The organism is Hymenobacter arizonensis (genome assembly GCF_900115775.1).
Taxonomy (GTDB): Bacteria; Bacteroidota; Bacteroidia; order Cytophagales; family Hymenobacteraceae; genus Hymenobacter; species Hymenobacter arizonensis.
The window spans coordinates 708,346-732,715 of sequence record NZ_FOXS01000002.1; the positions used below are offsets into that span (position 1 = coordinate 708,346).

At 60.2% G+C, this 24,370-nt stretch carries 16 protein-coding genes; 8 read left to right on the forward strand and 8 right to left on the reverse strand.

Annotation, left to right across the window (positions count from 1 at the left end):
- Position 1: 1 nt before the first annotated feature.
- From BMZ66_RS09365 to BMZ66_RS09390, 6 genes are all read right to left on the reverse strand, one after another.
- Entirely contained in the window at positions 2-1,453 is a 1,452-nt protein-coding gene (locus tag BMZ66_RS09365) for an amidohydrolase family protein (RefSeq protein WP_143080127.1), read from the reverse strand.
- A 31-nt stretch (positions 1,454-1,484) separates the two neighbouring features.
- Positions 1,485-3,497 (reverse strand): tetratricopeptide repeat-containing sensor histidine kinase, encoded by a 2,013-nt coding sequence (locus BMZ66_RS09370; RefSeq protein ID WP_092671562.1) that lies wholly within the window; start codon positions 3,495-3,497, stop codon positions 1,485-1,487.
- A gap of 191 nt (positions 3,498-3,688) precedes the next feature.
- Complete coding sequence (locus BMZ66_RS09375; RefSeq protein WP_092671565.1) at positions 3,689-4,615, reverse strand: hydrogen peroxide-inducible genes activator; 927 nt, start codon at positions 4,613-4,615, stop codon at positions 3,689-3,691.
- A gap of 458 nt (positions 4,616-5,073) precedes the next feature.
- Positions 5,074-5,679: a hypothetical protein gene (locus BMZ66_RS09380; protein ID WP_092671568.1), complete on the reverse strand. Its 606-nt coding sequence runs from the start codon at positions 5,677-5,679 to the stop codon at positions 5,074-5,076.
- 179 nt (positions 5,680-5,858) lie between these two features.
- On the reverse strand, positions 5,859-7,355 hold the full coding sequence (locus BMZ66_RS09385) for a M16 family metallopeptidase (protein ID WP_092671571.1): 1,497 nt from the start codon (positions 7,353-7,355) through the stop codon (positions 5,859-5,861).
- An 18-nt stretch (positions 7,356-7,373) separates the two neighbouring features.
- Complete coding sequence (locus BMZ66_RS09390; RefSeq protein WP_092671574.1) at positions 7,374-8,819, reverse strand: M16 family metallopeptidase; 1,446 nt, start codon at positions 8,817-8,819, stop codon at positions 7,374-7,376.
- Positions 8,820-8,994: 175 nt separating this feature from the next.
- Between BMZ66_RS09390 and BMZ66_RS09395 the strand changes: the two genes are divergently transcribed.
- Positions 8,995-11,559 (forward strand): bifunctional UDP-N-acetylmuramoyl-tripeptide:D-alanyl-D-alanine ligase/alanine racemase, encoded by a 2,565-nt coding sequence (locus BMZ66_RS09395; RefSeq protein ID WP_092671577.1) that lies wholly within the window; start codon positions 8,995-8,997, stop codon positions 11,557-11,559.
- Between the two features lie 220 nt (positions 11,560-11,779).
- Positions 11,780-13,153 carry an alpha/beta hydrolase family protein gene (locus tag BMZ66_RS09400; RefSeq protein ID WP_214606973.1) on the forward strand — a complete coding sequence of 458 codons (1,374 nt, stop codon included), beginning with the start codon at positions 11,780-11,782 and terminating at the stop codon, positions 13,151-13,153.
- 498 nt (positions 13,154-13,651) lie between these two features.
- Here the strand turns inward: BMZ66_RS09400 and BMZ66_RS09405 are convergent, their stop codons facing one another.
- Complete coding sequence (locus BMZ66_RS09405) at positions 13,652-14,551, reverse strand: carboxypeptidase-like regulatory domain-containing protein (protein ID WP_092671583.1); 900 nt, start codon at positions 14,549-14,551, stop codon at positions 13,652-13,654.
- Between the two features lie 700 nt (positions 14,552-15,251).
- Here BMZ66_RS09405 and BMZ66_RS09410 point away from each other — a divergent pair.
- On the forward strand, positions 15,252-16,499 hold the full coding sequence (locus tag BMZ66_RS09410; RefSeq protein ID WP_177204665.1) for an alpha/beta hydrolase family protein: 1,248 nt from the start codon (positions 15,252-15,254) through the stop codon (positions 16,497-16,499).
- 188 nt (positions 16,500-16,687) lie between these two features.
- On the opposite strand, the gene BMZ66_RS09415 is transcribed toward BMZ66_RS09410, so the two are convergent.
- A complete protein-coding gene (locus BMZ66_RS09415) occupies positions 16,688-17,587 on the reverse strand; it encodes a carboxypeptidase-like regulatory domain-containing protein (protein ID WP_092671589.1) in 900 nt (299 codons plus the stop codon).
- A 228-nt stretch (positions 17,588-17,815) separates the two neighbouring features.
- On the opposite strand from BMZ66_RS09415, the gene BMZ66_RS09420 reads away from it, so the two are divergent.
- The 5 genes from BMZ66_RS09420 to BMZ66_RS09440 all read left to right on the forward strand — a co-directional run bounded on the left by BMZ66_RS09420 (position 17,816) and on the right by BMZ66_RS09440 (position 24,221).
- Positions 17,816-18,124 (forward strand): FeoA family protein, encoded by a 309-nt coding sequence (locus tag BMZ66_RS09420; RefSeq protein ID WP_092672994.1) that lies wholly within the window; start codon positions 17,816-17,818, stop codon positions 18,122-18,124.
- Positions 18,105-20,273, forward strand: coding sequence for a ferrous iron transport protein B (gene feoB, locus BMZ66_RS09425; RefSeq protein WP_092671592.1), 2,169 nt, complete (start codon positions 18,105-18,107; stop codon positions 20,271-20,273). Before BMZ66_RS09420 ends, feoB begins: the two co-directional genes overlap by 20 nt.
- A 308-nt stretch (positions 20,274-20,581) precedes the next feature.
- Positions 20,582-21,829: an efflux RND transporter periplasmic adaptor subunit gene (locus BMZ66_RS09430; protein ID WP_092671595.1), complete on the forward strand. Its 1,248-nt coding sequence runs from the start codon at positions 20,582-20,584 to the stop codon at positions 21,827-21,829.
- Positions 21,830-21,841: 12 nt separating this feature from the next.
- Entirely contained in the window at positions 21,842-23,299 is a 1,458-nt protein-coding gene (locus tag BMZ66_RS09435) for a TolC family protein (protein WP_092671598.1), read from the forward strand.
- Between the two features lie 253 nt (positions 23,300-23,552).
- Complete coding sequence (locus BMZ66_RS09440) at positions 23,553-24,221, forward strand: ABC transporter ATP-binding protein (protein ID WP_092672997.1); 669 nt, start codon at positions 23,553-23,555, stop codon at positions 24,219-24,221.
- Positions 24,222-24,370 lie beyond the last annotated feature (149 nt).

Below are 24,370 nucleotides of genomic sequence, written 5' to 3' on the forward strand. Positions count from 1 at the left end.
TTTACGGGTTCTTAACCGCTCTCAGCATATTAGTTAAGGCCGCCGCCGGGTATGCCTTGCCCCGCGACACCACCGCGTCGATGCGCTTGATGTTGGCGATGTTATCCAACGGATTAGCCGTGAGCAGGAGCAGGTCGGCGTCTTTGCCCGGGGCGATGGTGGCGGTGCGGTCAGCCACGCCCATAAACTTGGCGCCGTTGATGGTGGCGGCTTGCAAGGCCTGCAAGGGCGTGAGGCCGGCGCGCACCAGCTCTTGGAGCTCGTCTTGCAGAGAAGTGCCGGGATAAATGAAGGAGTTGAACGGCCCGCTGTCGGAGCCAGCCAGAATGGGCACTCCGGCGGCCTGCATCAGCGGCACTAGGGTGTAGAACTTGGCTTCCAGCTTCTGGCTGAACGCCCGGGCGGCGGGCGACTGCTGCTGGGCGCTGGCCAGCCGCCGGGTGTAAGTAGCTTGAATTTTAGGGTCGATGTAGGCGCGCATGGTGTCTTGCGCGTGGTCGTTTTCGGCCAGCTCGCTCAGGGTTTTGCCAATGTGCAGCGTGGGCACCACGGCGGTTTTGTTCTTGGCCATGAGCTTGAAAATGCGGTCCGCGGCCTCCGGGCTGTAGGTGTCGTACACGGCGGGTAGCATTGCAAACAAGCCCAGCGGCTTGGGCGTCTGCAGGCTGTTGCGCACCAGGGCCGTGAGGCTGTCTTCCTTGCTGGAGCAGGCCTTGAACACATAGTAGAGGTGCTCGGTGGCGTCGAGCCCGCGCTTCACTGCCTCGCCCAACGTCACGGAGTAGGGCATGTGCCCGGTGGTTTTCAAGCCGCGCCGCTGCGCCTGGGAAATGGTATTGAGGAAGGCCTGGCCGGAAATCTTGCTGTCGTAAATCTTTACGTAGTCCACCTTCAGCCGCTTGAGCGAGTCAACGGCCCTGCGGATTTGGGGCATGGTTTCGACTTCCAGCGAGCCGGGCCAGTAGGCCTGGGGGCCGTCAATCTTGGGGCCCGACGTGAAGATGCGCGGGCCCGCCAGCTTGCCGGCTTCCATGTCTTGCCGCCACTGGAAAATGCTGGGAGTGAGGTCGCCGCCCGCGTCGCGCACCGTGGTGATGCCGTGGGCCAAAAACAGGGTCAGGCTCTTGCGGTTGGCTACCATGAGGCTGTCGCCGCCCCGGAAGTGCACGTGCATGTCCCACAGTCCCGGGATGAGGTAGCGGCCGTTGCCGTTCACGTACTGTTTGGCCGCGTAGCTGTCCCGGTCGGCGGGCTCCACCTTGATAATCTTGCCTTTCAAAATGGACACCACTTGGTTGGGTTGGAGCTGGCCCGTTACCACATCCACGATGGTTACGTGGTTGATTACCACGTCATATATCGGCAGCTTGGTGGTCTGCACCTTGGCCGGCCGGGCGCACCCGGCTAGCAGCGCGGCCACGCTCAGGCCGAATAACAGTTGAAAAAATCTCATGCGGGAAATGGGCAAGCGGCGGGCAGCAAAGTTAGGCGGGTATTTGGACCGTGAATTCGGTAAATTCTCCCTCCTGCGTTTTCAGGGTGAGGGAGCCGTGGTGGCCTTTGGTGATGATGTCGTGGGCAAGGGACAGGCCCAGGCCCGTGCCTTCGCCCACGGGCTTGGTCGTGAAAAAGGGCTTGAACGCTTGCGCGGCCACGGCGTCGGACATGCCCGGGCCGTTGTCGCGCACCCGCACCTCCACGGCATTGCCCACGCGCTCAGTCGTGACGCTGACCACGGGCTGGTGGCCCGGCTCGGCGGCCTGCCGCAGCCGGGCAGCCTGCAAGGCGTTGGTAAACAGATTAAGCAAGGCCCGACCCAACTCGCCGGGCACCGTGGGCACCGGCTGCAACTGCGGTGCAAAATGGGTGTGTAGCTCAACCGCCGGACCCGCTCCGGGGGCCACGCTGCCGTGGTTGGTCAGGAGCAGGGTTTGGGCCACCAGGGCGTTGAGGTCGGTGGGCTCGCGCTGGCTGGTGCCCGTGCGCGCATGGTCCAGCATGTTTTTGATAATGGACGAAGCCCGTTGCCCGTGCTGGCTGATTTGCTGCAGGTTTTGCTTCAGCCCGGCTCTTATTTCCTGCTCTAGTCCCGGCGCCTGGGCGGCACCGGGTTGTTCCTGGTCAATCAAGGCCACGCTGACTTCGGCAAAGTTGTGCATGAACGCCAGCGGGTTGCGCAACTCATGGGCAATGCCAGCCGACAGCTCACCAATGAAGGCCAGCTTCTCGGCCGCCACCAGTTGGGCCTGCGTGCTACGCAGCTCCGCGAGGGTGGCGGCAAGCTCCTGGCGCTGGGCGTCAATCTGAACGTTGCGCTCGTTCAGGAGCTGATTGGCACGACGCTGCTGGCGGTTGGAGCGCCCCAGCAGCAGCGCCACCGCCCCAATAATGCAGGCGATGGCCAGCAGGCCCAGGCGCTGGTAGCGCACGGTTTGGTGCTCCTGCGCTTGCTCCTGGCGCAGCTGCTTTTGTTGCTCGGTAAAGGCCAAGAGCTGTAGTTGCTGAAATTTTTCGGGGCCGAACAGGCTGTCGTGGGTGGCCATGGCCAGGCGTTGGTACCGAAACGCGCTGTCGACGTTGGCCCGGGCCTGGTAGAGGCGCGTGAGCAGGTTGCTGGCCTCCAGCATCGTGACGCGGTAAGACACTTTTTGGGCGGTGCGCAAGGCCTCGTGGGCGTAGCGCAGGGCCGAGTCGGGCTGCTGCAGGGTGTGGTGGAGGTCGGCCATGAGGTAAGCGGCCATGGCCCGATTGCGCAGGTCGTTGTTGAGGTAGGTTTCGCGAATGGCCCGCCGGTAGTAGGCGAAGGCCTCCGGGTGCCGGCCCAGCCGGGCCAGCACGTTGCCCATGTTGCGCAGGGCCAGCGCCGCCGCCAGCCGGGGTTGCGGGTGCTGCGCAATCAGTTGCTCAGCCCGCTGCTGAAACAGCAGCGCCGAGTCCAGCACGCCGAGCTTCTCGTAGCAGCTGCCCAGGTTGGTGAGCGCGCCCGCCACCCAGGGCTGCAGCTGCAGCCGCTCAAAAAGGGTTTTCGACTGCTCGTAGTACCGCAGGGCCTGCCGGTACTGGCGCAGGTCCAGGCTGATGTTGCCCAGGGAATTGAGGCTGCGGGCCTCGCCTTCAAAGTCGCGGTTTTGCCGGTTAAGCGGCAAGCTTTGCAGCAGGGTCGCAAAAGCCTCCGGTAACTGGCCCTGTTCGCGCTGCACGCCGCCTATCATGCCCAGGGCCTGGCCTTCGCCCTTGCCAAAGCCAACCCGCTGGGCCAGCTGCAACGCCTTCCGGGCCAGGTGCGTGGTAGAATCCGGCTTGGAAGCACGGTAGGAATAAGCCAGCTTGAGCAGCTGCAGCACCCGGCTCGAATCGGGCCGGGTTTGGGCCAGCTCGCGGCGCAGGCTGTCCGTGGCGGCTGTTTGGGCCCTGGCTGCTTGCCCTACGCCCGCGAGCAGCAGCCACAGCACGAGCAGCAGTCGGGAAATGGTAGAAAGGGTGGATAGGGCGGTCAAAGATGGAAGTAGATTTTGCTTGGGTCCTGGCGGGTACCTACGAAGCTAAGGGACGTAACGGGTCTTATGGCAGATGGCAGCAGGCAAAGTCTGCGTGCCGCTAGTGTTAGGAAAGCTTTGCTTTTCAATGCCTATCCGCGGAGCGTTAGCGCTCTGAACCGTGGATTGACAGCTTGCGCTAGGTATGTGCGTCAGCGCCAGGGCACCTTCGTGCCGGCTTTGCCCGCGTGCAGCCGGGCGGGTACGCTGGCCAGAATCAGGTCGCGCAACGCGGCGAGCAGCGTGGTGCGCACAAAGCCGTGGTGCACCACCAGGCTCACCTCGCGCACCGGCGCCGGGGCTACAAAGCGTTTGATGAGCGGATTGTTATCTACTTCCTCCAGCATGGCCAGCTCGGGCACCAGCGTGTAGCCGTGGTGGCGGCGCACCAGCTCTTTCAGGGTTTCTATCGAGCCGCTCTCGTAGGTGATGGCACCGGTGGGGGAGGCGGGCCCGCACAGGTTCAAAACCTGGTTGCGGAAGCAGTGGCCTTGCTGCATCAGCCACAGGCCGGGGCTTTGCAGGTCGGCGGGGCTCACGGTGGCTTGGGCAGCCAACTCGTGTGTTTCCGAGGCCAATACTAGAAACGGCTCATCGAGCAAGGGCAGCTCACGCAGCTGCCGGTCGTCGAGTGGCGTCACGAGCAGGCCCACGTCGAGGCGGTGCTCCTTGAGCTGCTGCATGATTTCCTCTGAGCGTAACTCTTCTACCCGCACCCGCAAATCAGGATAAGCCGTGGTAAGGCCCACCAGAAAGCGGGGCACCAGGTACGGGGCCAGCGTCGGAATTACACCCAGGCGCAGCTCGCCTACCACTTCGCCTTTCTCTACATGCACCAACTCGCGCAGCAGCTGGGCTTCGCGCAACACCAGCCGGGCCTGGGCAATGACTTTGGCGCCTACGGCGGTGGGCTCGGCCCCGCGCTGGGTGCGGTCGAAAAGTAAGACGCCTAGCTCCTCTTCCAGCTTTTGCACCTGCACGCTCAGGGCAGGTTGGCTCACACAGCTTTTATCGGCGGCAAGGCCGAACTGGCGGTGGGTGTCCAGGGCCACGAGGTAAGTGAGCTGCTGTAGGTTCATAAGTGGCTGCAATTGTGTAGGACGTCATGCCTCAGTTTGCTCTGCGTGAAGGCGGGCCAAATATAGTTTGTAATTATAAAATCCTAAACAAAATCAATTCTAATTATGATGACAAAAAGCAACTCTTGTCCATACTCATCTGTAGGGTGCTGTTATGACTTTGGTATCCGCTCGCTTATGGAAGAATAAACCCAACGAAGAAGCTGAATACAGCTTCGGATTGCCCAATTGTCTACAACTAAAAATCTTAACCAGCAGGCACCCACGGCCTGCTTCTGCTGTAGGGCTACTTTTCGCACGAGAAGCCGTCTTACCCCAACGGGGAGCGTACTCCGAAGCGTATGGTGCACGTTAAAAGCAGCAGCCATTGCGGCGGTGCTTGCGAAGCGCTCAAATAACCACAGCAAGAAAGCCGTCTTGAGCAATCAAGACGGCTTTCTTGCTGTGTTGGCCTCAGGCTATTGAGGCTTTACTTTCATGTTGTTGAATTCGCCGGCCAGTAGGATGGTGCACTTCGGCGCGGTGGTGCTCGTGGTTGTTGGGTCGCGCTGCTCGGGGGCTCGCACCTCAAAGCTGCCGCTCACCAGCTGGCGCTTGGCGTCGTAGGCCGTAATGGTGACGTTGCCAGTCAGGTCCTGGGTGAAGTCGCTGAGGCGGTAAATAACAGAGCCGGTGGTAACCTTATAGATGTAAGAGGTGAACACCGCGTCGGTGGGGCGGTTGCGGCAACGCAGGGTGTAGGTGCCCGTCCAGGCGGCGCTCAGCTTGGCGCGGTCTACTTCGAAGTAAGCATTGTCGGTGCCGGCGATGAAGTCCAGTGCCAGTACCTGCGGTGCCAGGCTGGCGGTTCCCTTAATGTCCAGGGCGCTGTGGGTGGTGCCAAAGCCCGTGTGGGCAGTGCCGCCAGCCGGGGTGGTAGTGACAAAATCAAAGTAGCTGCCCATCTTGAAAGTCGGAGTTGGGTCGGCGGGCGCTGGGGCTTCGGTTTTATCGGAGCAGGCGGTGAAAATGCCAGAAGCGCTGGCGAGCGCTACGAGCAAAAGCGTGCGGGTAAAAATTTTCATAGAAGTGCAGATGCGGCGGTAGGCCAGGTGAGATGCTGGCTGCCTGGACAAAGGTTGGGCCAAAGGCTATACAGTTGCTTACTAACTGCCCTGGCGCAAAGTAGCGCGGACGTACCCGGAGGGACTTTGTAGTCCTCCGGGTACGTCCGCGCTACTTTGCGCAAGCGTTTATTACAACCTTAAAGTGCTTTCTTGCGCGTCTGCTGAAACTTCTTCAGCTGTGGTTCTATCACCTTTTTGTCGCCCACTACCACGATGGTCATGGCCTCGGGGCGGATGTATTTGCGGGCAGTTTCGCTCACTTGCTGGGGCGTCACGGAGTTGATGTTTTTCACCTGCTCGGTGAGGTAGGTTTCGGGCAAGCCGTGAAAATCAAGGCTGTTCAGCTGACTGATAATACCCCCAGGGTTGGAGTTGCGCAGCACAAACATGCCGCCTTCAAAATTCTGAATGCCTTTCAACTCATCGGCCGAGGGCGGCGTTTTTTGCAAGCGCTCGATTTCGTACATGATTTCACGCAGCGAGCTGCCGGTTTCGGCGGTGGTTACGTCGGCGTTTTGCGTCCAGTTGGCGGTGCGATAGTTGCTTTGGATGTAGCTGTAGGGCGAGTACGTGTAGCCCTTGTCTTCCCGAATATTGCGGGTGATGCGCGAACCAAACGAGCCGCCCAGCAGCGAGTTCATCACCCGCAGGCGGATGTAGTCGGGACTGCTGGGGTCGACGACCGGCAGGCCCACCACAATGGTCGACTGCGGGGCGCTCGGCCGGTCCTGGGTCAGCACGTCGCCCTTGGCTACGGGCTTGGCAATGTCGATGGTAGGCGCGGGGCCCTGCGGGAAGGCGCTCCACGCCTTGGTAATGGCCTTGCCCAGGGCCGGCGCATCGAAGCGGCCCGCTACGTACACGCTGGTGCGCTGGGCACCGTATTGGTTCTTATAAAAATTTTGGACCTGCTCCAGGGTCAAGGCATCAAGCTGGGCATCGGTGGGCAGGGCGCGGCCATAGGGGTGGTTGCCGTAGATGGCGGCCGTGAACTTCTGGCGGGCTTGCACCCCGGGCTGGGCGCGGGCCAGGGCCATCTGCCGCTTCAGGTCGGTTTTAAGGCGGGGCACCTCCGCCGCGGGTAGGGCGGGGTTCAGCACTACTTCGGCCATCAAAGCCGCCATTTCTGGCGCGTATTCTGAGAGTGACGACGCCCAAATAGTGGTCTGGTCCGGCCCCACCGAAATGTTCAGCGAGCCGCCCATGCGGGCCACGCGCTCGGCCAGCTGGGTGGCCGACATATTACGAGTGCCTTCCTGCAGCAGCTTGCCGAGCAGGTCGGCCACGGCCACTTCGTTTTCCGCCTCGTGCACGTTGCCGGCTTGAATGGCGACCATCAAGGTCACTTTGGGCACTTGGCCGTAGGGTACCAGCCGGGCCCGGAGGCCGTTGTCCAGCGTAAATTCTTCCTTGGCGGGCAGGGCGAAGTCGCGCGGCGTACCGCCTTCCGGGGGCGTTTCTTTAGGCGCAGCCGGCGCTTTGGCCGCTGCCACTGCTTTGGCCACCCCGGCCGAGCGAGTGGCGGCGGGCTTAGTGGTCGTCTTCGGTTTGACAGGCGTTTTTTGGGCGTGCACCCCCGGCGCGGCCGTGGCAATAAGGGCGGCACTGAGCAGCCCGATAAGTAGCTTGTTCATGGCGGGTAGGGGAGTGGGCTAGCTCTTGGCCAGCGGGTTGACGGTGATGATGGTGCGGTTGGTAGGCCGCAGGTACTCGCGGATGGTGGCTTGCATGAGCGCCGGCGTCACTTGCCGAAACTCGCTTTCGAGCCGGTTGATGCGGCTGGGGTCCTTGTCGAATAAGGCAAAAGATGCCAGCAAGTCGGCCCGCCCAAAATTGTCGGACCCGCTCACCTGGTCGTAGAACGCCGAGCGGATTTTCACCATCGCCAGGTCCATCGTGGCCTGGTCAATGCCGTTTTTGGCCAGGCGGTTGATTTCCTGGTCGAGCACCTGCGTCACCGAATCGGACTGCACGGAGGGGTCGTACACGAGGCTGCCCATCCAGAGCATAGGACCGTTGTAGTTGAACTGGTTGCCCAGGTCCGAGTTGATGCCGCCGCTCACGTTGTCGGTGTAGCCGCGCTTCTGCACCAGGGCCTGGTAGAGGCGGCTGTCGTTGCCCTGCAGCAGAATCTGGTCGAGCATTATCATGGCGTAGTACTCGGGAGTGTTGCGCTCGGGCATGTGGTAGGCGAAGGCCAGGGCCGGCTTGGTGGCCAGCTTGTCGTCGTGCACAAAGCGCTGTTCCTGCTCCTGGCGCGGCTCGGCCAGGTCGGGTTTGGGCGGCTGCGGGGCGCTGGGAATGTTGCCGTAGTACTTCTCTACCCAGGCTTTGGCTTCGGCGGGGTCGAAGTCGCCCACCACGGCCAGCACGGCGTTGTTGGGCGCGTAGTAGGTTTTGAAAAACTCGCGGGTGTCGGCCAGCGTGGCCGCGTCGAGGTCTTTCAGGTCGCCGTAGAAATTGTGGGCGTTGTTCCAGTTTTTGTTGGCCTTTTGGGGCATCAGCAGCCACGGAAAGCCGCCGTAGGGCTGGTTGAGCACGTTCACGCGCACCTCGTTTTTCACCACGCCCTGCTGGTTGGTCAGATTGGTTTGGGTGATAGCTAGGCCGCGCATGCGGTCGGCTTCGGCCCACAGTATGGTTTCCAGCTTGTGGGCGGGCACCACCTCGTAGTAGTTGGTGAAATCAAAGCGGGTCGAGCCGTTCAGGGCCCCGCCGTTTTTCTGAATCAAGCCAATGAATTCGTTCTTCCCCAGGTTCTGCGAGCCCTGAAACATCAGGTGTTCAAACAGGTGCGCGAAGCCCGTGCGGTTGCGTGGCTCGGTGCGGAAGCCCACCGCGTAGTACGCCGCCACCGTGGCCGTAGGCGCCGTCTTGTCGGGCGAGAGCACCACCTGCAGCCCGTTGGACAGGGTATAGTATTCCACCGGAATCTGAAATGCCGGCCCCACGGGCGCCGGAGCCGACGTGGCGGCCGTGGCCGAAGTTTCGGTGGGTGCAGTAGTCACGGCCGTGGTTTTCTGGCTGCACGCGCCCAAGGCCAGCACAACCGCCGGTGCCCAAATCAGGCCGCGGGCGAATACCTTAAAATGTCTCATAGGAAAAAGGTGTGAAGTGGGAGAAAGGAGTAGAATTCGATTTACATAATATTCAGCAGAAATCAGTGGAATGTAACCGCTTTTTAATCGAGTAAATGACTCAGGGCTAGCAGGCAAGCTGCACGCTTTACCGGCCCGCTAACGCATTTCCACCCCCGCCGCCGACCTTTGCTTCGTGTTCTCCTTCTCTGCTCTTTCCGCCCTGCTGGCCGGCCACCTAGTGCAGGCCCCCGCCGACCCCAGCGCCGAGGTTCGTCACCTATTGCTCGACAGCCGCCGGGTGGGCGTGCCGACTGGCGCGCTGTTTTTTGCGCTGCGCGGTCCCAGCCATGACGGCCACCGCTACCTGCCAGCACTGTACGCCCAGGGCGTGCGCCTGTTTATCGTGGCCGAGGGCGCCGCGCTGCCCGACGGCCTAACTGCCTACCCCGAGGCCGGCATTATCGCTGTAGCAAGCCCCTTGGCGGCCCTGCAAGCCATAGCCGCTGCCCATCGCGCCACGTTTGCCGGCCCCGTGCTGGCCATTACCGGCTCCAACGGCAAGACAATAGTAAAGGAATGGCTGGCCCAGCTGCTAAGCGCCGATGAAGACATCTGCCGGTCGCCGCGCTCCTTCAACTCGCAAGTGGGCGTGCCGCTCAGCGTGTGGGAGCTCAACCCCGAGCGCCACACGCTGGGTATTTTCGAAGCCGGTATTTCCGAAGTAGGGGAGATGGCCCGGCTGGCGGCCGTCATTCAGCCAACCGAAGGCATCTTCACCACCCTGGGCACGGCCCACGACGCTGGCTTTGCCTCGCACGAGCAGAAGCTGGCCGAGAAGCTGCAGTTGTTCCAAGGCCCGCAGTTTCAGCGGCTATTCTATTGCCACGACCAGCCATTGGTGCGCGCGGCCGTGGCGGCTCACCAACTCCCCGGTTTCAGTTGGACGCGCCATGCCGGGCAGCCGGCCGACATCCACTTTGCCCTCGACCAAAGCACGGCAGGCAGCACCAGCCTGCATGCGCAGTACGCCGGGGCGGGTCTGGAGGCCGCTTTTACACTGCCCTTCTCCGACGAGCCGTCGGTTGAAAATGCCCTGCACTGCCTGGCCGTGCTCTTGCAGCGCCAAGTGGAACCCGCCGAAATTCAGCGCCGCCTAGCCCGCCTGCACCCCGTGGCCATGCGCCTGGAAATGAAGCTGGGACGCCACGACGCTTACTTGCTCGACGACACCTACAACAACGACCTCGCCGGCCTAGCGCTGGCCCTCAATGCCCTGGGCCGGCAGTCGCGCCCCGGCCGCCGCACCCTTATCCTAAGCGACGTACTCGAATCGGGCCTGCGCGGGGAGGAGCTGTACGCCCGCGTGGCTCGCCTGTTACAGCCCGCCAACGTCACCCGCCTCGTCGGCATTGGCCCCGAAATTAATCGGCGTCAATCTTTCTTTACCGAGCTCAAAACGGCAGGCGGCCTTCTGCTGTCGACTGACTTCTACCCCAGCACCGAAGCTTTTCTGGCAGGGCTGGACGCGGCACATTTTGCCCGCGAAATCATTCTCGTCAAGGGCGCCCGGCGGTTTGGGTTCGAGCGCATCGTGGCCGCCTTGCAGGCCCAGCAGCACGGCACCGTGCTCGAAGTCAACCTCGACGCCCTGAGTCACAACCTGCAGCACTACCGCCGCCAGCTGCAGCCCGGCACCAAGCTCATGGTGATGGTGAAGGCCTTTGCCTATGGCGCGGGCTCCTACGAAGTAGCCAGCCTGCTCGAGTTCCAGCGGGCCGACTACCTCGCCGTGGCCTACGCCGACGAAGGCGTGGCCCTGCGCGAAGCCGGCATCAGCTTGCCCATCATGGTCATGAACCCGGCGCCGGATTCCTTCGGCACCCTGCGCCACTACCGCCTCGAGCCGGAAATCTATTCCTTCGAAATGCTGAAGGAATACCTCGAAGCTTTCCCAACCGACGCTGAAGAAACCGTCGGGGCCTCTCCACTGCCAAGCCACGTCTCCCCGCCGCCTATCCACCTCAAGCTGGATACCGGAATGCGCCGCCTCGGCTTCGACGAAGCCGACCTACCCGAACTCATGGGCCTGCTGCGGCAGCACGCGGCCCGCCTGCCCGTGGCCAGCATCATGACGCACCTGGCCGCGGCCGACGAAGCGGGCCACGACGAGTTTACGCAAGAGCAGCTGGCTACTTTCCGGCGCATGGCGGCTGCCGTGGAAGCTGCCCTCGGCCACGCCGTGCTCAAGCACGCGCTGAACTCGGCTGGCATCCTGCGCTTTCCCGACGCCCATTTCGACATGGTCCGCCTCGGCATCGGCCTCTACGGCGTCGACGCCAGCAGGCGCGACAACGACGCCCTGCGGCCTGTAAGCCAGCTGCGCACCACCATTTCCCAAATCAAAACCCTGCCCGCGGGCCGCACTGTGGGCTACGGCCGCCGGGGCTCGGCCACCGAAGGCGACCGCCGCATCGCTACGCTGGCCATCGGCTACGCCGATGGCTACGACCGGCGCTTTGGCAACGGAGCCGGGACGGTGCTCATTCACGGGCAGCCGGCGCCGCTGGTGGGGTCGGTGTGCATGGACATGTGCATGGTCGACGTCACCCACATTCCCCAGGCCCGGCCCGGCGATGTGGCCCTGGTGTTCGGCGAGGGGCTGCCGCTGCCGGAGCTGGCGGCCCGCATCGGCACCATTGCCTACGAGTTGCTCACCAACGTGAGCGAGCGAGTTAAGCGAGTGTTTGTGAGCGAGTAGCAATGCTTGCTTCCGCCGGCGCCAACCCTTTCAGAGCACTGATTTTTCGCGTTCAGTCCGATTCGAGCAATGTTGGCAAGATATTTATTTTGCTACTTTACAGTTCGCATCACGCGCATTCTATAACTTTGGGGTGATGTAGTGTTCTGTGATTTTTCTTTTTATTATGACAATCAATACTTTCCGATTATTCCGTCTGTTTGGCGGTTTCATTATTTGTTTGACATTAGCTGCTTCGGGTAAGATTCATGCCCGGCCGCATTCCACCATTTTGGCTGCGCCCGCGGATGTTCCGGCCCTCGACGGCCTTTGGAAAGGCCAGCTGAAAGTGCCAGGCGGCCAGCTTGAAGTCATCTTCCGGTTTCAGAAGCTCACGGGCGGCGAATATTTCTGCGCCCTCGACGTGCCTCAGCAGAAGGTGAGCCGCATGGCCGTAAAAACGGAGCTGAAGGGCGACACCGTGCGGCTGTACGCCGAAGAGGCCGCTACGCGCTTCGTGGGCAAGGTTTCCACCGATGGCAAGCAGATGACGGGCACCTGGCAGTCGCCGGGTTTTAAAACGCCCATGGTATTGACTTTTAGCGCCCTGCCCGACATGAGTGCTAAAAACGTGCGCCTCACCCCGCCTTACCGCGAGGAGGAAGCCACCTTTACCAATCTCACTGTAAACGCCCGTCTCAACGGCATGCTCACCATTCCCGCCGGCCCCGGTCCGTTCCCGGCAGTGGTGCTACTGAGCGATTCGGGCCCGCACGACCGCGACGGAACCGTGGGCGACTTCGCTCCGCTGGGCCTGCTCGCCGACTACCTCACCCGCCGGGGCGTGGCCGTGCTGCGCTTCGATGACCGCGGCGTGGGCAAGTCGACCGGTACGCCCGCCGTTACCACCCTCGACCTCGTGAGCGACGCTCAGGCTGGCCTGAACTTTCTCCGCACCCGCCCCGAAATCGACTTGTCACACCTTGGCCTTGTAGGCCACGGCGAGGGCGGCAACGTGGCCTTGCTGGCAGCTGGTCAGCCCCTTCCTCCGGCTTTCGTGGTGGCCATGGCCGCCTATGGCTTGCCCGGCCGCGAAATTGTGGTGCAGCAGCAGGCCACTACCCTGCGCACGCTGGGCACCGAAGCTTCGCAAATTGAAGCCGCCACCAAGCGTCAGATGGCCATGCTCGAAATCATTCGCCAAACCACCGACAACGCCCAGGCTCAAGCCATTGTGGCCAACATGTTGAAGCAAAACAACTCTGCCATCGACAACGCCACCGCTCAGTCGAGTGCCGCCGAGATGACGTCGGCCCGCTACCGCTTCTTCCTGGCCTTCAATCCGGTGGAGAAGCTGACCGCTGTCAACTGCCCCGTGCTCCTACTTAATGGCGCGTCCGACCTTACCGTTAATGCCGACGCCAACCAGAACGCACTCAAAAAAGGTCTGAGCATGAATAAGAGCGTCACCGTCAAGAAGCTTATCGGGGTCAACCACCTCTTCCAGCCCGAAGCCAGCAAGTGGCCCTTGGTCAATGGTCAGCAGCAGCCCAACTTCTCGCCCGAGGCCCAAGAAACCATCCGCGAGTGGATTGTGGCGCAAAGCAAGAAGTAGGCAGGAAACCTGCCAGCTGCTACAATGCCAGCTGGCATTCCTACCATACTATTCAAAGTTTTAAAAGTGCCGCAACTTTAAGTTGCGGCACTTTTCGTTTTAATAGAGTTAAAAGCTCTTCACCAACGAAAGAATCGTAAGCAAACGAGACAATGCAAGCGCAAGCAGGCGCGTGTGGCCTGGCAGTGTGATACTGCATTGTATCGTTTGTCATGCTGGCGAAGGAAGCACCCTGTCAAACCACAGCGACTCATGGCCTATGCAGCAGGTGTTCAGCTCCTCCTCTTGATTCGTGCTCCTACTCAACCGACAGTCAGCGTCATTTATGATGAAGCGGTGCTACAAGAAACTTGGCTTACCGCTTCAACCACTCTTTGAGCTATTTGACAGATAACAGAAAAGGCCCCACTTACCAGCGGGGCCTTTTCTGTTATAGCTAAACCTAAAGCGTGGGAACAGCCGCTAAGTGCACAGCACATAAGCGGCTCCCGATAACTATTACTTAAGCATGTCGACCTCAGCCTTAATCATGGCGTTGTAGCGACGGCCTTGGCCGTTGGCCAGGGTGAGCAAGTTCCAACCCTTGCCGATGGTGTAGCTCCAGGTGCGGCTTTCCTTGAATTCGAAGGTGGGACGCATAATCTGGCCGTAGGGCGTGTAGTTGTCCATGAAGTTGGTGGTGTAGAATTTGTCACCACCCACAATCCATTCCATGGCCACAAAGAAGCCTTCCTCAGGAGCTGGAATATTGTACGTACTCAAGTCTATGGTGTACCACTCGCCACCGCGCGACGCCGACACAACTACGTTCTCCGTGAGCAGGTCGGTGTTGGGAGCGTTGTAGTTGCCATCGGCCTTATAAATACGGACGCGGAAGGGTTCGCGAGGGAAACCGTTTTCGCCGATGTAGAACGACACCGTGCGCACATTGCCTAACTTTTTCTGCTTCTCATTTTTCACGAAAAAAGCATATTGGCTGCCAGGCAAGCCCTGAATCATGCCCTCGCCGGGGTTATTCGAGCTAGAACCGAGCTCCAAGTTCTTCACCTTGCCGCCCTTCACTACCACGCCGCTCAGTTCAATCACCCGCTTCTTTAGCTCAATAATGAGGTCTTCGGTGCTGCCGCGTTTGATAAATAGTGCGCTGCGCTCGTAGCCCAACGTCATAACAATCAGCGAGTCTTGGCTGGTTTTTTCTAGGCCAGCTAATTGAAAATAGCCATATTCATTAGTAAGTGCTCCTGTCCCTTCTTCGCGCAGGCCAATGGAGGCGAATGGCACCGGGTCTTTGGTTTTAGCGTCTACTATACGGCCCGTAATACGGTTTTCCTGTGCCCAGCTCAGCGCTGGCAATAACAACAGAGCCCATAATGCTAGAAAAGGTAAGCGTTTCATCATTGCCAAAAAATAATATAATGGATGGTCGACTGGCAAATTTACAAATTCAAAGCCAATCCATCGCCATTGCCGCCCGATGAGAGCATTAATTGATTCGATGAATACAAATTGGTTTCGGCTAAGAGACAGCTAAGGTAAGGGTTTATTCTCACAGAAAAAGTTCTCAACTACTTGAAATAAAACCACTATATAAGCCAAGGAGTCACAAAATTTAAATATAGTAAAGTCCATCATACAGTAGAAAAGCCACTATTCCTTTAGTCCAAATAAATTAAAGGGCGAGAATTTATTTTTTCATGAAATAAGAAAGGTGAAAATGAATAGCGACCTAATCCAATATTTGTTCAGGCTGGCTTGATAAAATAGGTATGGCAAGGCTCTTCAAAGCTGGGTATAGAGGTCTGAATAGGAGCGTAATTAATTTAGTTTTTCAAGGGCCCTCGTTTCGCTTTTCACCAGCGGTGAGGCGGCCGGGTTTATGTTATTTTTTTGTGATGTGAGCTGTAGCTTATCTTGCGGGTTCTATAGCAATACGTATAGGATTTTTTATATGAAAAGGTGGTTTATTTGGGTTGTATTGCTGCTGAACGCATCTGGTGCCGACAGTACTGAAGCCCGTGCGGCAACAGCGCTAGCAGAAGTGCTACCGTTGGGAGGATTGTGGAAAGGAAAGCTGGCGGTTCTGGGTGGAGAGTTGGATTTGACCATTAGCATAGTGCCGCTGGCCGGCGACAAGTATTTTGCAGCCCTCGACGTGCCTGCTCAGAAGGTGAGCCGGATGGCCACCGAAGTCACGGTGCGGGGCGATTCGGTGCTGTTGACCATTCCTGGAGTAGGTAGTAGCTATAACGCCCGCTACGATGCCACGCGGCGTGAGCTGAACGGAGTCTGGAACCAAAGCGGCGTAGTGTCGGCATTGGTGTTGCGGTATTTCCCCATGCCAACCGCTCAAGGGACGGGCACGCGTTTGGCGCCGCCTTACCGCGAAGAAGAGGTAATGTTCAACAACCCGGTGGCGCGGCTGAACCTGAGCGGCACCCTGACGGTGCCAGCAGGCCCGGGTCCGTTCCCGGCCGTGGTGCTGGTGAGCGACCTGGGGGCGCAGGACCGCGACGGCACCGTAGGCGACTACCACCTGATGGGTTCCCTGGCCGACTATCTTACCCGCCGGGGCGTGGCCGTGTTGCGCTACGATGACCGCGGCGTGGGGCAGTCGGGTGGCAGCATCGCCACAGCTACCACGGCCATGCTGGTCAGCGATGTGCAGGCCGCCATCAACTTTCTGCGCTCGCGGCTCGAAATAAATATTGCTCGGATTGGGGCCGTTGGGCACGGCGAGGGCGCCAACGTGGCCTTGTTGGCCGCCGCGCAGCCGCTGCCGCCAGCCTTTGTGGTGTCTTTGGCCGGCTATGGTCTCACCGGAGAACAAACCCTTTTGCAGCAGCAAGTGGGCACTCAAAAGGCTAAGAATGTTAATCCGACGGTGGTGCAGGCGGCTTATGAGCGGCAGCGCACTATGTATGACATCATTCGGCTAACCAGCCCGGTGCAGGCCCAATCCATTGTGAGCAACATGCTGCGCCAGGACCAGCCCGACTTGGGTCCCGAAGCCGCCCAGAAAGCCGCGGCCGAGCTGCTCACGCCCTGGCAACGGTATTTCCTTTCCTTTGACCCCGTTGAAGAACTCAACCAGGTGCATTGCCCGGTGCTCCTGCTCAGCGGCACCAACGACCTGGAGGCTCCTGCCGAACTCCACCAAACTGCCTTGGAAAAAGAGTTGAAAAGCAGCAACCGCTACACCACTGCTAAGCGCCTGAACGGCGTGAATCACCTCTTCCAACCCCCCAAAACGGAGTGGACGCTGATGAATGGCGAGATGCGGCCGCTGTTCTCGCCCGTGGCCCAGGAAACCATCAGGGCTTGGATGATGGGCCTGGGTAAGAAGTAAGCGCCTCGTGTCCTACGGCAGGCGCGGCGCTTTGGCTCGATGCTAGCAGCGGCGTAGCAGCAGGAAACGGCTTTCGTGAGTTAGCGCCTTATAATGCGAACCGCTTCGGCACAAAAGAAGGCCCTGACTTACGCAAGTCAGGGCCTTCTTTTATAGTAGCCAAGCCAATGTGAGGGCGAAGCAGGATTTTACTTAATCATGTCCACCTCGGCCTTAATCATGGCATTGTAGCGCAAGCCCTGGCCGTTGGCGGCGGTGATGAGGCTCCAGCCTTTGCCCATGGAGTAGTTCCAGGTGCGGCTCTCTTTGAATTCGAAGGTGGGGCGCATAATCTGGCCGTAGGGTGTGTAGTCGTCCATGAAATTGGTGGCGAAGAACTTGTCGCCGCTTACTACCCACTCCATGGCTACGAAGAAGCCTTCTTCCGGGGCCATGATGTTGTAGGGCGTGAGGTCGACGGTGTACCACTGGCCGCCCTGGGGAGCCGACACGACTACGTTTTCGGTGAGCAGGTCAGTGTTGGGGGCGTTGTAATTGCCGTCGGCTTTGTAGAGGCGCACCCGGAAGGGTTCGCGGGGGAAACCGTTTTCGCCAATGTAGAACGACACCGTGCGCACGTTGCCCAGTCTTTTCTTCTTGTCGTTTTTCACGAAGAAGGCATACTGGCTGCCGGGCAGGCCCTGTATCATGCCTTCGCCGGGGTTGTCGGACTTGGCGCCGAGGCCCAGGTTTTTGACTTTGCCAGCTTTCACCACCACATTGCCCAGCGCTACGGCACGCTTGGCTACTTCAATGGTGAGGTTGGGCACGCTCACGCCGCGCTTCACTGCCACGGTTTTGCGGCCGTAGCCGAGGGCCACTACAATGAGCGAGTCTTCGGCATTTTTGCTGGGGGCGGGCACCACAAACTGGCCATGTTCGTTGCTAAGGGCTCCAATTTGCTCGTTTTTGAGGCCGACAGAAGTAAAGGGCAAGGGCTCCTTGGTGTCTTTGTCGACGATAACGCCTTTGATTTGAGCTTGCTGAGCCCAACCAGAAGTTGCAGTGGCAACTATAAATAATGCAATGAGAAGTAGTCTTGTAGGCATATAGCGGTAGGTAAGAAGAACAAAATTACAAATTCCTAGGCTGAAAGTTATTAGAAAATTTTAGGAAGCACAACCATTGCCGACAATGACAGGCGTGTCGACCCACTTGCTGGCCTGTTTTAGGACTTTTTAGGCCTTCAAAAAACTCTTAGCTGTCGGAAAGCGTTTGGTGGCGTACCTTTGTTTGTATTCTTTCTAAATAAGCGTTTGCCTTTGTTTTTCCTGCCCGTGGCTTTATTCCGTCGTTCCTCCCCAGTTGTTGCGGCTGGTGCCGCTACTCGGCGCACTGCTAAAGACCTGCGCTTGGGCGAAACCGGCACCATTTGCTGCCTGGAAGACCCGGAAATGGCGCTTAAGTTGTTGGAGATGGGCTGTGTGCCCGGCGTGAAGGTGCGGCTGAGCGGGCGGGCTCCCTTGGGCGACCCACTGATGCTGGTGCTCGGCGACCAGGAGTACACGTTGTCGGTTCGTGCGAGCGAGGCCGCCAATATTTTGCTGAAAGAGGAGGGCGCAGCGCATGGCGGCGGTAGTAAATAGCACAGCAACGGCAGAACCTATTGCCACGCAAGCCGGCCCGGCCACCAGCCAGCGGCCCCTGCGCATTGCGCTGATTGGCAACCCGAACAGCGGCAAAACCTCTCTATTCAACCAGCTCACCGGCCTCAACCAGAAGGTGGGCAACTTCCCGGGCGTGACCGTGGACCGCAAGTCGGGCTTTGCGCAGCTCACGCCGGCCCAGCGGGCCGAGATTGTGGACCTGCCCGGCACGTACTCGCTCTACCCCAAGAGCCTGGACGAGAAGGTGATTACCGACCTGCTCTACGACCGGGCTGCCGGCAACTACCCCGACTTTGTGGTGGTGACCGTGGACGCCAACAACCTGCGGCGCAGCCTGCTGCTCTTCACCCAACTCGGCGACCTGGGCCTGCCCGCCGTGCTGGCCCTGAACATGATGGACGTGGCCGAGCGCCACGGCGTCAACATTGACCTACCGGCCCTGGAGCGGGAGCTGGGCGTGCCCATCATTCCGATGAATGCGCGCAAGGGCATCGGGGTGGCGGCTCTCAAAATTGTGATGGCTCAGCGCCTCGATGCGCCGCCCGTGCGCTGCTGGGAGCCCGATGACAAGCTGCTGCCCCTGGTGCGGCAGATTCGCTACTACTTCGACCTGCACAATGACTACCTGGCGCTGCACTACGCGCAGCAGTACCGCCACATTGGTTTCCTGAGTGCCGATGACAAAGCCCACCTGCAGGAGCTAACGCAGCAGTACAGCTTCGATGCCATGGCGCAGCAGGCGGCCGAAACCATTGCCCGCTACGCCCGCATCAACGAGATTCTGCTCGAAACCGTGACGGTGACGCGCACCGAAACCCGCGAGCCGGTGAGCAACCGCATCGACAAGGTGCTCACGCACCGCATCGGCGGCTATCTGATTTTCTTGAGCATCCTGTTCCTGCTGTTTCAGGCCATTTTCGCTTGGGCGCAGTACCCCATGGACTGGATAGACCTCGGGATTTCTACCCTGAGCGCGACCATCCAAGAGAACTTCAGCGGGCCGCTGGTGCGGCTGCTCACGGAGGGCGTGCTCGCCGGCCTGGGCGGGGTGCTGATATTCATTCCGCAGATTGCCCTGCTGTTTGGCTTTTTGGCGGTGCTGGAGGAAACGGGATACATGGCCCGCGTTACTTTCTTGATGGACAAGCTCATGCGACCTTTTGGCTTGAGTGGCAAAAGCGTGGTGCCCATGATTTCGGGTCTCGCCTGTGCGGTGCCGGCCATCATGGGGGCGCGCACTATTGAGAGCTGGAAGGACCGGATGATTACGATTTTCGTGACGCCGCTGATGTCGTGCTCGGCCCGAATCCCGGTGTACACGGTGCTGGTGGCGCTGGTGGTGCCCGACGAGGCCGCTTGGGGCATCTTCAACCTGCGCGGCGTGACCCTCATGGGCTTGTACCTGCTGGGCTTGTTCTCGGCGCTGGGCTCGGCCTGGGTGCTGAAAACGGTGCTGAAGGCGCGGGAGAGGAGCTACTTCATCATGGAGTTTCCGGTGTACCAGTGGCCGCGCTGGAAGAACGTAGGCCTCACCATTTACCAGAAGGTGAAAGCCTTTGTGCTGCAGGCGGGCAAGGTGATTGTGGCCATTTCGGTGCTGCTGTGGGTGTTGGCCAGCTACGGCCCCGGCCAAAAGCAGGAAAACGCCGAGGCGCAGGTGCGGCAGCAGGTGGCCGCGCAAGGCTGGAATGACGATGAAGTAAGCCGCCGCGTGGCTTCGGCCCGCCTGGAGAATTCTTACGCCGGTTCGTTTGGGCGGGCACTGGAGCCGGCCATCCGCCCGCTGGGCTACGACTGGAAGATTGGCATTGCCCTGCTCACGTCGTTTGCGGCGCGCGAGGTGTTTGTGGGCACTATTTCGACCATCTACAGCGTAGGGCAGGATGCCGACATGGGCACGCTGCAAGAGAAGCTGCGGGCGGAGAAGGATGCGAATGGCCAGCCGTTTTTCACGCCGGCGCGGGCGTTTTCGCTGCTCGTATTCTACGTGTTTGCGATGCAGTGCATGAGCACGCTGGCCGTGACTTATCGCGAAACCAAGAACTGGAAGTGGCCGTTGGCCCAGCTCATCTACATGACCGGGCTGGCCTACGTGGCGGCGCTGGCGGTGTACCAGGTGCTGGCCTAATAAGAGGGCTTTGGGAAGTGGGTAGAGACGCAAAATATTGCGTCTCGTCGGCCGAGCCGTTGGGTTGTCGTTGGAGCATCGTTCAACGACGAGACGCAAAATATTGCGTCTCTACATCCTGTTCCCGAATTCAAAACTCGCTGTAAAAAGCAGAGTGTCCATTTTCAACAAGAGTGTCCATGATTGGACAGATTTTGTACTTGAATATTTTTGTGTTTTAGCAAACAAACAATTGTAAATAAGCGCATTGCATAAATGGCACGCGGCTTGGCAATACCTGTAGGAATCCTTCTCATTCCTGCACGAAAATGGACAGAGCCATTGCCCCTGCTATCCAAAACCAACGAAAGCGCCGCCGCTGGCTCCTGGGCGCTGGGTCCATGGTGCTGGTATTGGCGGCGGTACTGGCCTTCCGCACGGTGTTGAAACCGAGCATTCGGCGGGGAGATGTGCTGACGGCTGCCGTAGAAATCGGCGATGTAGAAGCTTCGCTAACCGCGGCCGGCACGGTTATTCCCGGCCGCGAAGCCGTAATCACCAGTCCAATTCAGAGCACCATCAGCCGCGTGGCGGTGGCGGTGGGCGCCCGGGTCCAGCCCAACGAAACCATTCTGGAACTTGATAAAGACTTGGCTAATTCGTCATTGGCCAAGCTGAGCGACGAGCAGCTTCGCAACCAAAACAAGAACTCCCAGCTGCAACTCACGCTGGAGCGCAGCCTCAACGACTTGCGGGCCCAGGCCGAAGTGCAAGCCGTGAAGGTGCGCAGCCTGCAATCGGCCCTGCGCGACGAGCAGCAGCTGCTGCAAATAGGCGGCGGCACGGCCGAAAACGTGCGCCAGGCCGAGCTCAACCTGACCGTGGCGCAGCTGGAAGCCCAGCGCCTGGCCCGCCAGATTCAAACCCAGCAGCGCTCGAATCAGGCCGATGTGCGCGAGTTGGGCTACACGGTTTCGATGCAGCAGCGCAGCATCTCGGAGCTGGCTACCAAGCTGCGGCAGGCCAATATCAGCAGCCAGCAAGTGGGCGTGCTTACTTGGGTGAATGAGAACATCGGCACTACGGTGCAGGCCGGCGACCCGCTGGCCCGCGTGGCCGACCTGAGCAGCTTCCGGGTGCGGGCCACGATTTCGGACACCTATGCCGATGCCCTGCACCAAGGCGACCCAGTGGTGGTGCGCATCAACGAAACCGACCTGCGCGGCACCGTGACTAACATCAGCCCGGCGGTGGAAAAGGGCGTGGTTACCTTCTATGCCCAGCTCGACAACCCGCGCCACCCCGCACTGCGCCCCAATCTGCGCGCCGATGTATTTGTCGTGACCCGCGCCCACCACGGCGTGTTGCGCGTGAAAAACGGCCCGTTTTATCAAGGCGGCAAGGAGCAGCCGGTGTTTGTGGTGAAGGATGGCCGGGCGGTGCGCCGCACCGTGCGCTTCGGCGACAGCAACTTCGATTTTGTACAGATACTGGGCGGCCTGCAGGCTGGCGACGAAGTGGTGGTGTCGGACATGAAGGAGCACCTGGAAACCCGCGAACTCATTGTTAAAGACTAAAGCGGCCCGGCGATGAAAACACTTATTCTCTTCGTGGCGACACTCCTGGAACTTGCTTGCTGGCCAGCCGCAGCTCAATCTTCTGCCAGTGGCCTGACCCTGGAAGAGGTAATTGCGCAGGCGCTCAACCACTCGGCGGTGGGCCAGCAGGCATTCACCAACCGCGAGACCAGCTACTGGGCCTGGCGCGGCTTTCAGGCCGACTACCTGCCCCAGCTGGGCCTGCAAGGCACGCTGCCCAACTTCAGCCGGGCCATTGCGCCGGTGGTGCAGCCCGATGGCACCACCAGCTTCCAGTCGGTGCGCATCAATAATTCGGATTTGGGCCTGACCCTGAGCCAGAACCTTGGCCTGACGGGCGGCCAGGTGTTTGTGAGCTCGGTGGTGCAGCGCTTCGACGATTTCAACGGCCAGCTGCGGCGCTACAACAACCAGCCCTTCACGCTGGGCCTCACCCAGCCGCTGGGCCAGTTTAACAGCCTGCGCTGGGCCCGCCGCATCGAGCCGTTGCGCTACCAGGAAAGCCAGCGGCAGTACGTGGAAGAACGCGAGACCATAGCCCAGCGCGTCACGGAGCTGTATTTCGATGTGCTGCTGCAGCAGGTGAACGCCGAGGTAGCCCGCCAAAACGCCGCGGCCACCGCCGAGCTGCTGCGCATAGGCCAGGAGCGCTACAAGCTGGGCCGGCTCTCGCAAAGCGACCTGCTGCAGCTGGAGCTGAACCTACTCGATGCCCGCCAGGCCCAAAACCAAGCCCAGCTCAACGCCCAGAACGCCACCGTCGACCTGCAGGCCTACACCGGCCTGGCCGATGCGCCGGCCCTGGTGGTGCCGGCCTCAGCTCCCCTGCCCACGGTGCTGCCAACCCAGGCCTTGGAGGAAGCCCGCCGCAACCGCAGCACCACGCTCAGTTTCCGGCGCCGGCTGCTGCAGGCCGAGCGCGAGGTGGCGCAAGCCCGTGGCACCACCGGTTTCCGGGCCACGCTCACGGCCAACATGGGCTACGTCAACCAGGCGCCGCGCTTCGAGGATACCTACAACAACCTGCAAAACCAACAGCAGGTGGGCCTGGTGTTTTCGATGCCGCTGGTGGACTGGGGCCGTCAGAAATCTATCGTCAAAACTGCGGAGCTTACCCGCGAACAGGTGCAGCGCACCGTGGCGCAGGAAGAGCGGAGCTTCGAGCAGATTGTGCTCGCCCAGGCCGGCCAGCAAGCGGCCCTCAGCGAGCAGCTGCGCCTGGCGGGCCGGGCCGACTCGCTGGCCCAGCAGCGCTACAACATTGCCCGCGCCACCTACCTGCTGGGCCGCATCAGCCTCACCGATTTGAGCTTGGCTTCGCTGGCCAAGGACGGCGCCAAGCAGGCCTACATTTTCGCGTTGCGGGCGTGCTGGGTGGCCCACTTCCGCCTGCGAGCCCTCACGCTCTACGACTTTGAAAAACAGGCGTCCATCGTCGCTAACCGTTGATAATTGCCCGTCATGCAGAGCACAGCGAAGCATCTAGCGTGCCACCACTAATTGATTAGTTACCACACGCAAGATGCTTCGCTGCGCTCTGCATGATGTTCTAAACTTATAATTCACAAGCGCTTTTCTCACCTTTTCTGCATCTTTCACCTTCCGCTTCTTTCATCTTTTTCTCATGGAAAATCTGCTCGCTTCTACAATTGACACCAACTCCCAGCCGCCGCTGAACGGTGCCACGGCCGCTACGGCGCCGGTGCTCCAGCTCACCAACATCGAAAAGGTGTACCAGACCGCGACCATCGAAACGGTGGCGCTGAACCGGGTGAACCTCACCATCAACCGTGGCGAGTTTGTGTCCATCATGGGGCCGTCGGGCTGCGGCAAGTCCACGCTGCTCAGCCTGATGGGGCTGCTAGACGAGCCCACCAGCGGCACCATTGAAGTAGATGGCCGGCCGGTGCAGTCGTACTCCGACAAGGAACTGGCCGGGCTGCGAAACCTGAAAATTGGCTTCGTTTTCCAGAGCTATCACCTGATAAACGACCTGTCGGTGCTCGACAACGTGGAGCTACCCCTGTTGTACCGACCCAAGCTGAGCGGGCGGGAGCGCCGGCAGCGCGCCGTGGCGGCCCTCGACAAAGTAGGCCTGAGTGCTCGCACCGGGCACTTCCCCAGCCAGCTATCGGGTGGGCAGCGGCAGCGGGTGGCCATTGCGCGGGCGCTGGTGGGCGGCCCCGAAATCATTCTGGCCGACGAGCCCACCGGCAACCTCGACTCGGTGATGGGGGAGGAGATTATGGACCTGCTGCTGGGCCTGAATAAAACCGAAGGCGTGACCATTGTGATGGTGACCCACGACATACAGCAGGCCATGAAGACCGGCCGGGTAGTGCGCTTCTTCGACGGCAGCCAGGTAGGCTAACTGGGTTGTCATGCTGACGAAGAAAGCATCTTATAACCGCTGAACGACGGGGTAACCATACTGAATTACTGCCCATCGTGCAGCGGTGGTAAGGTCCTTCGCTTCACTCAGGATGACATACGGTTGTGTCTGACTTTAATATCAAATAC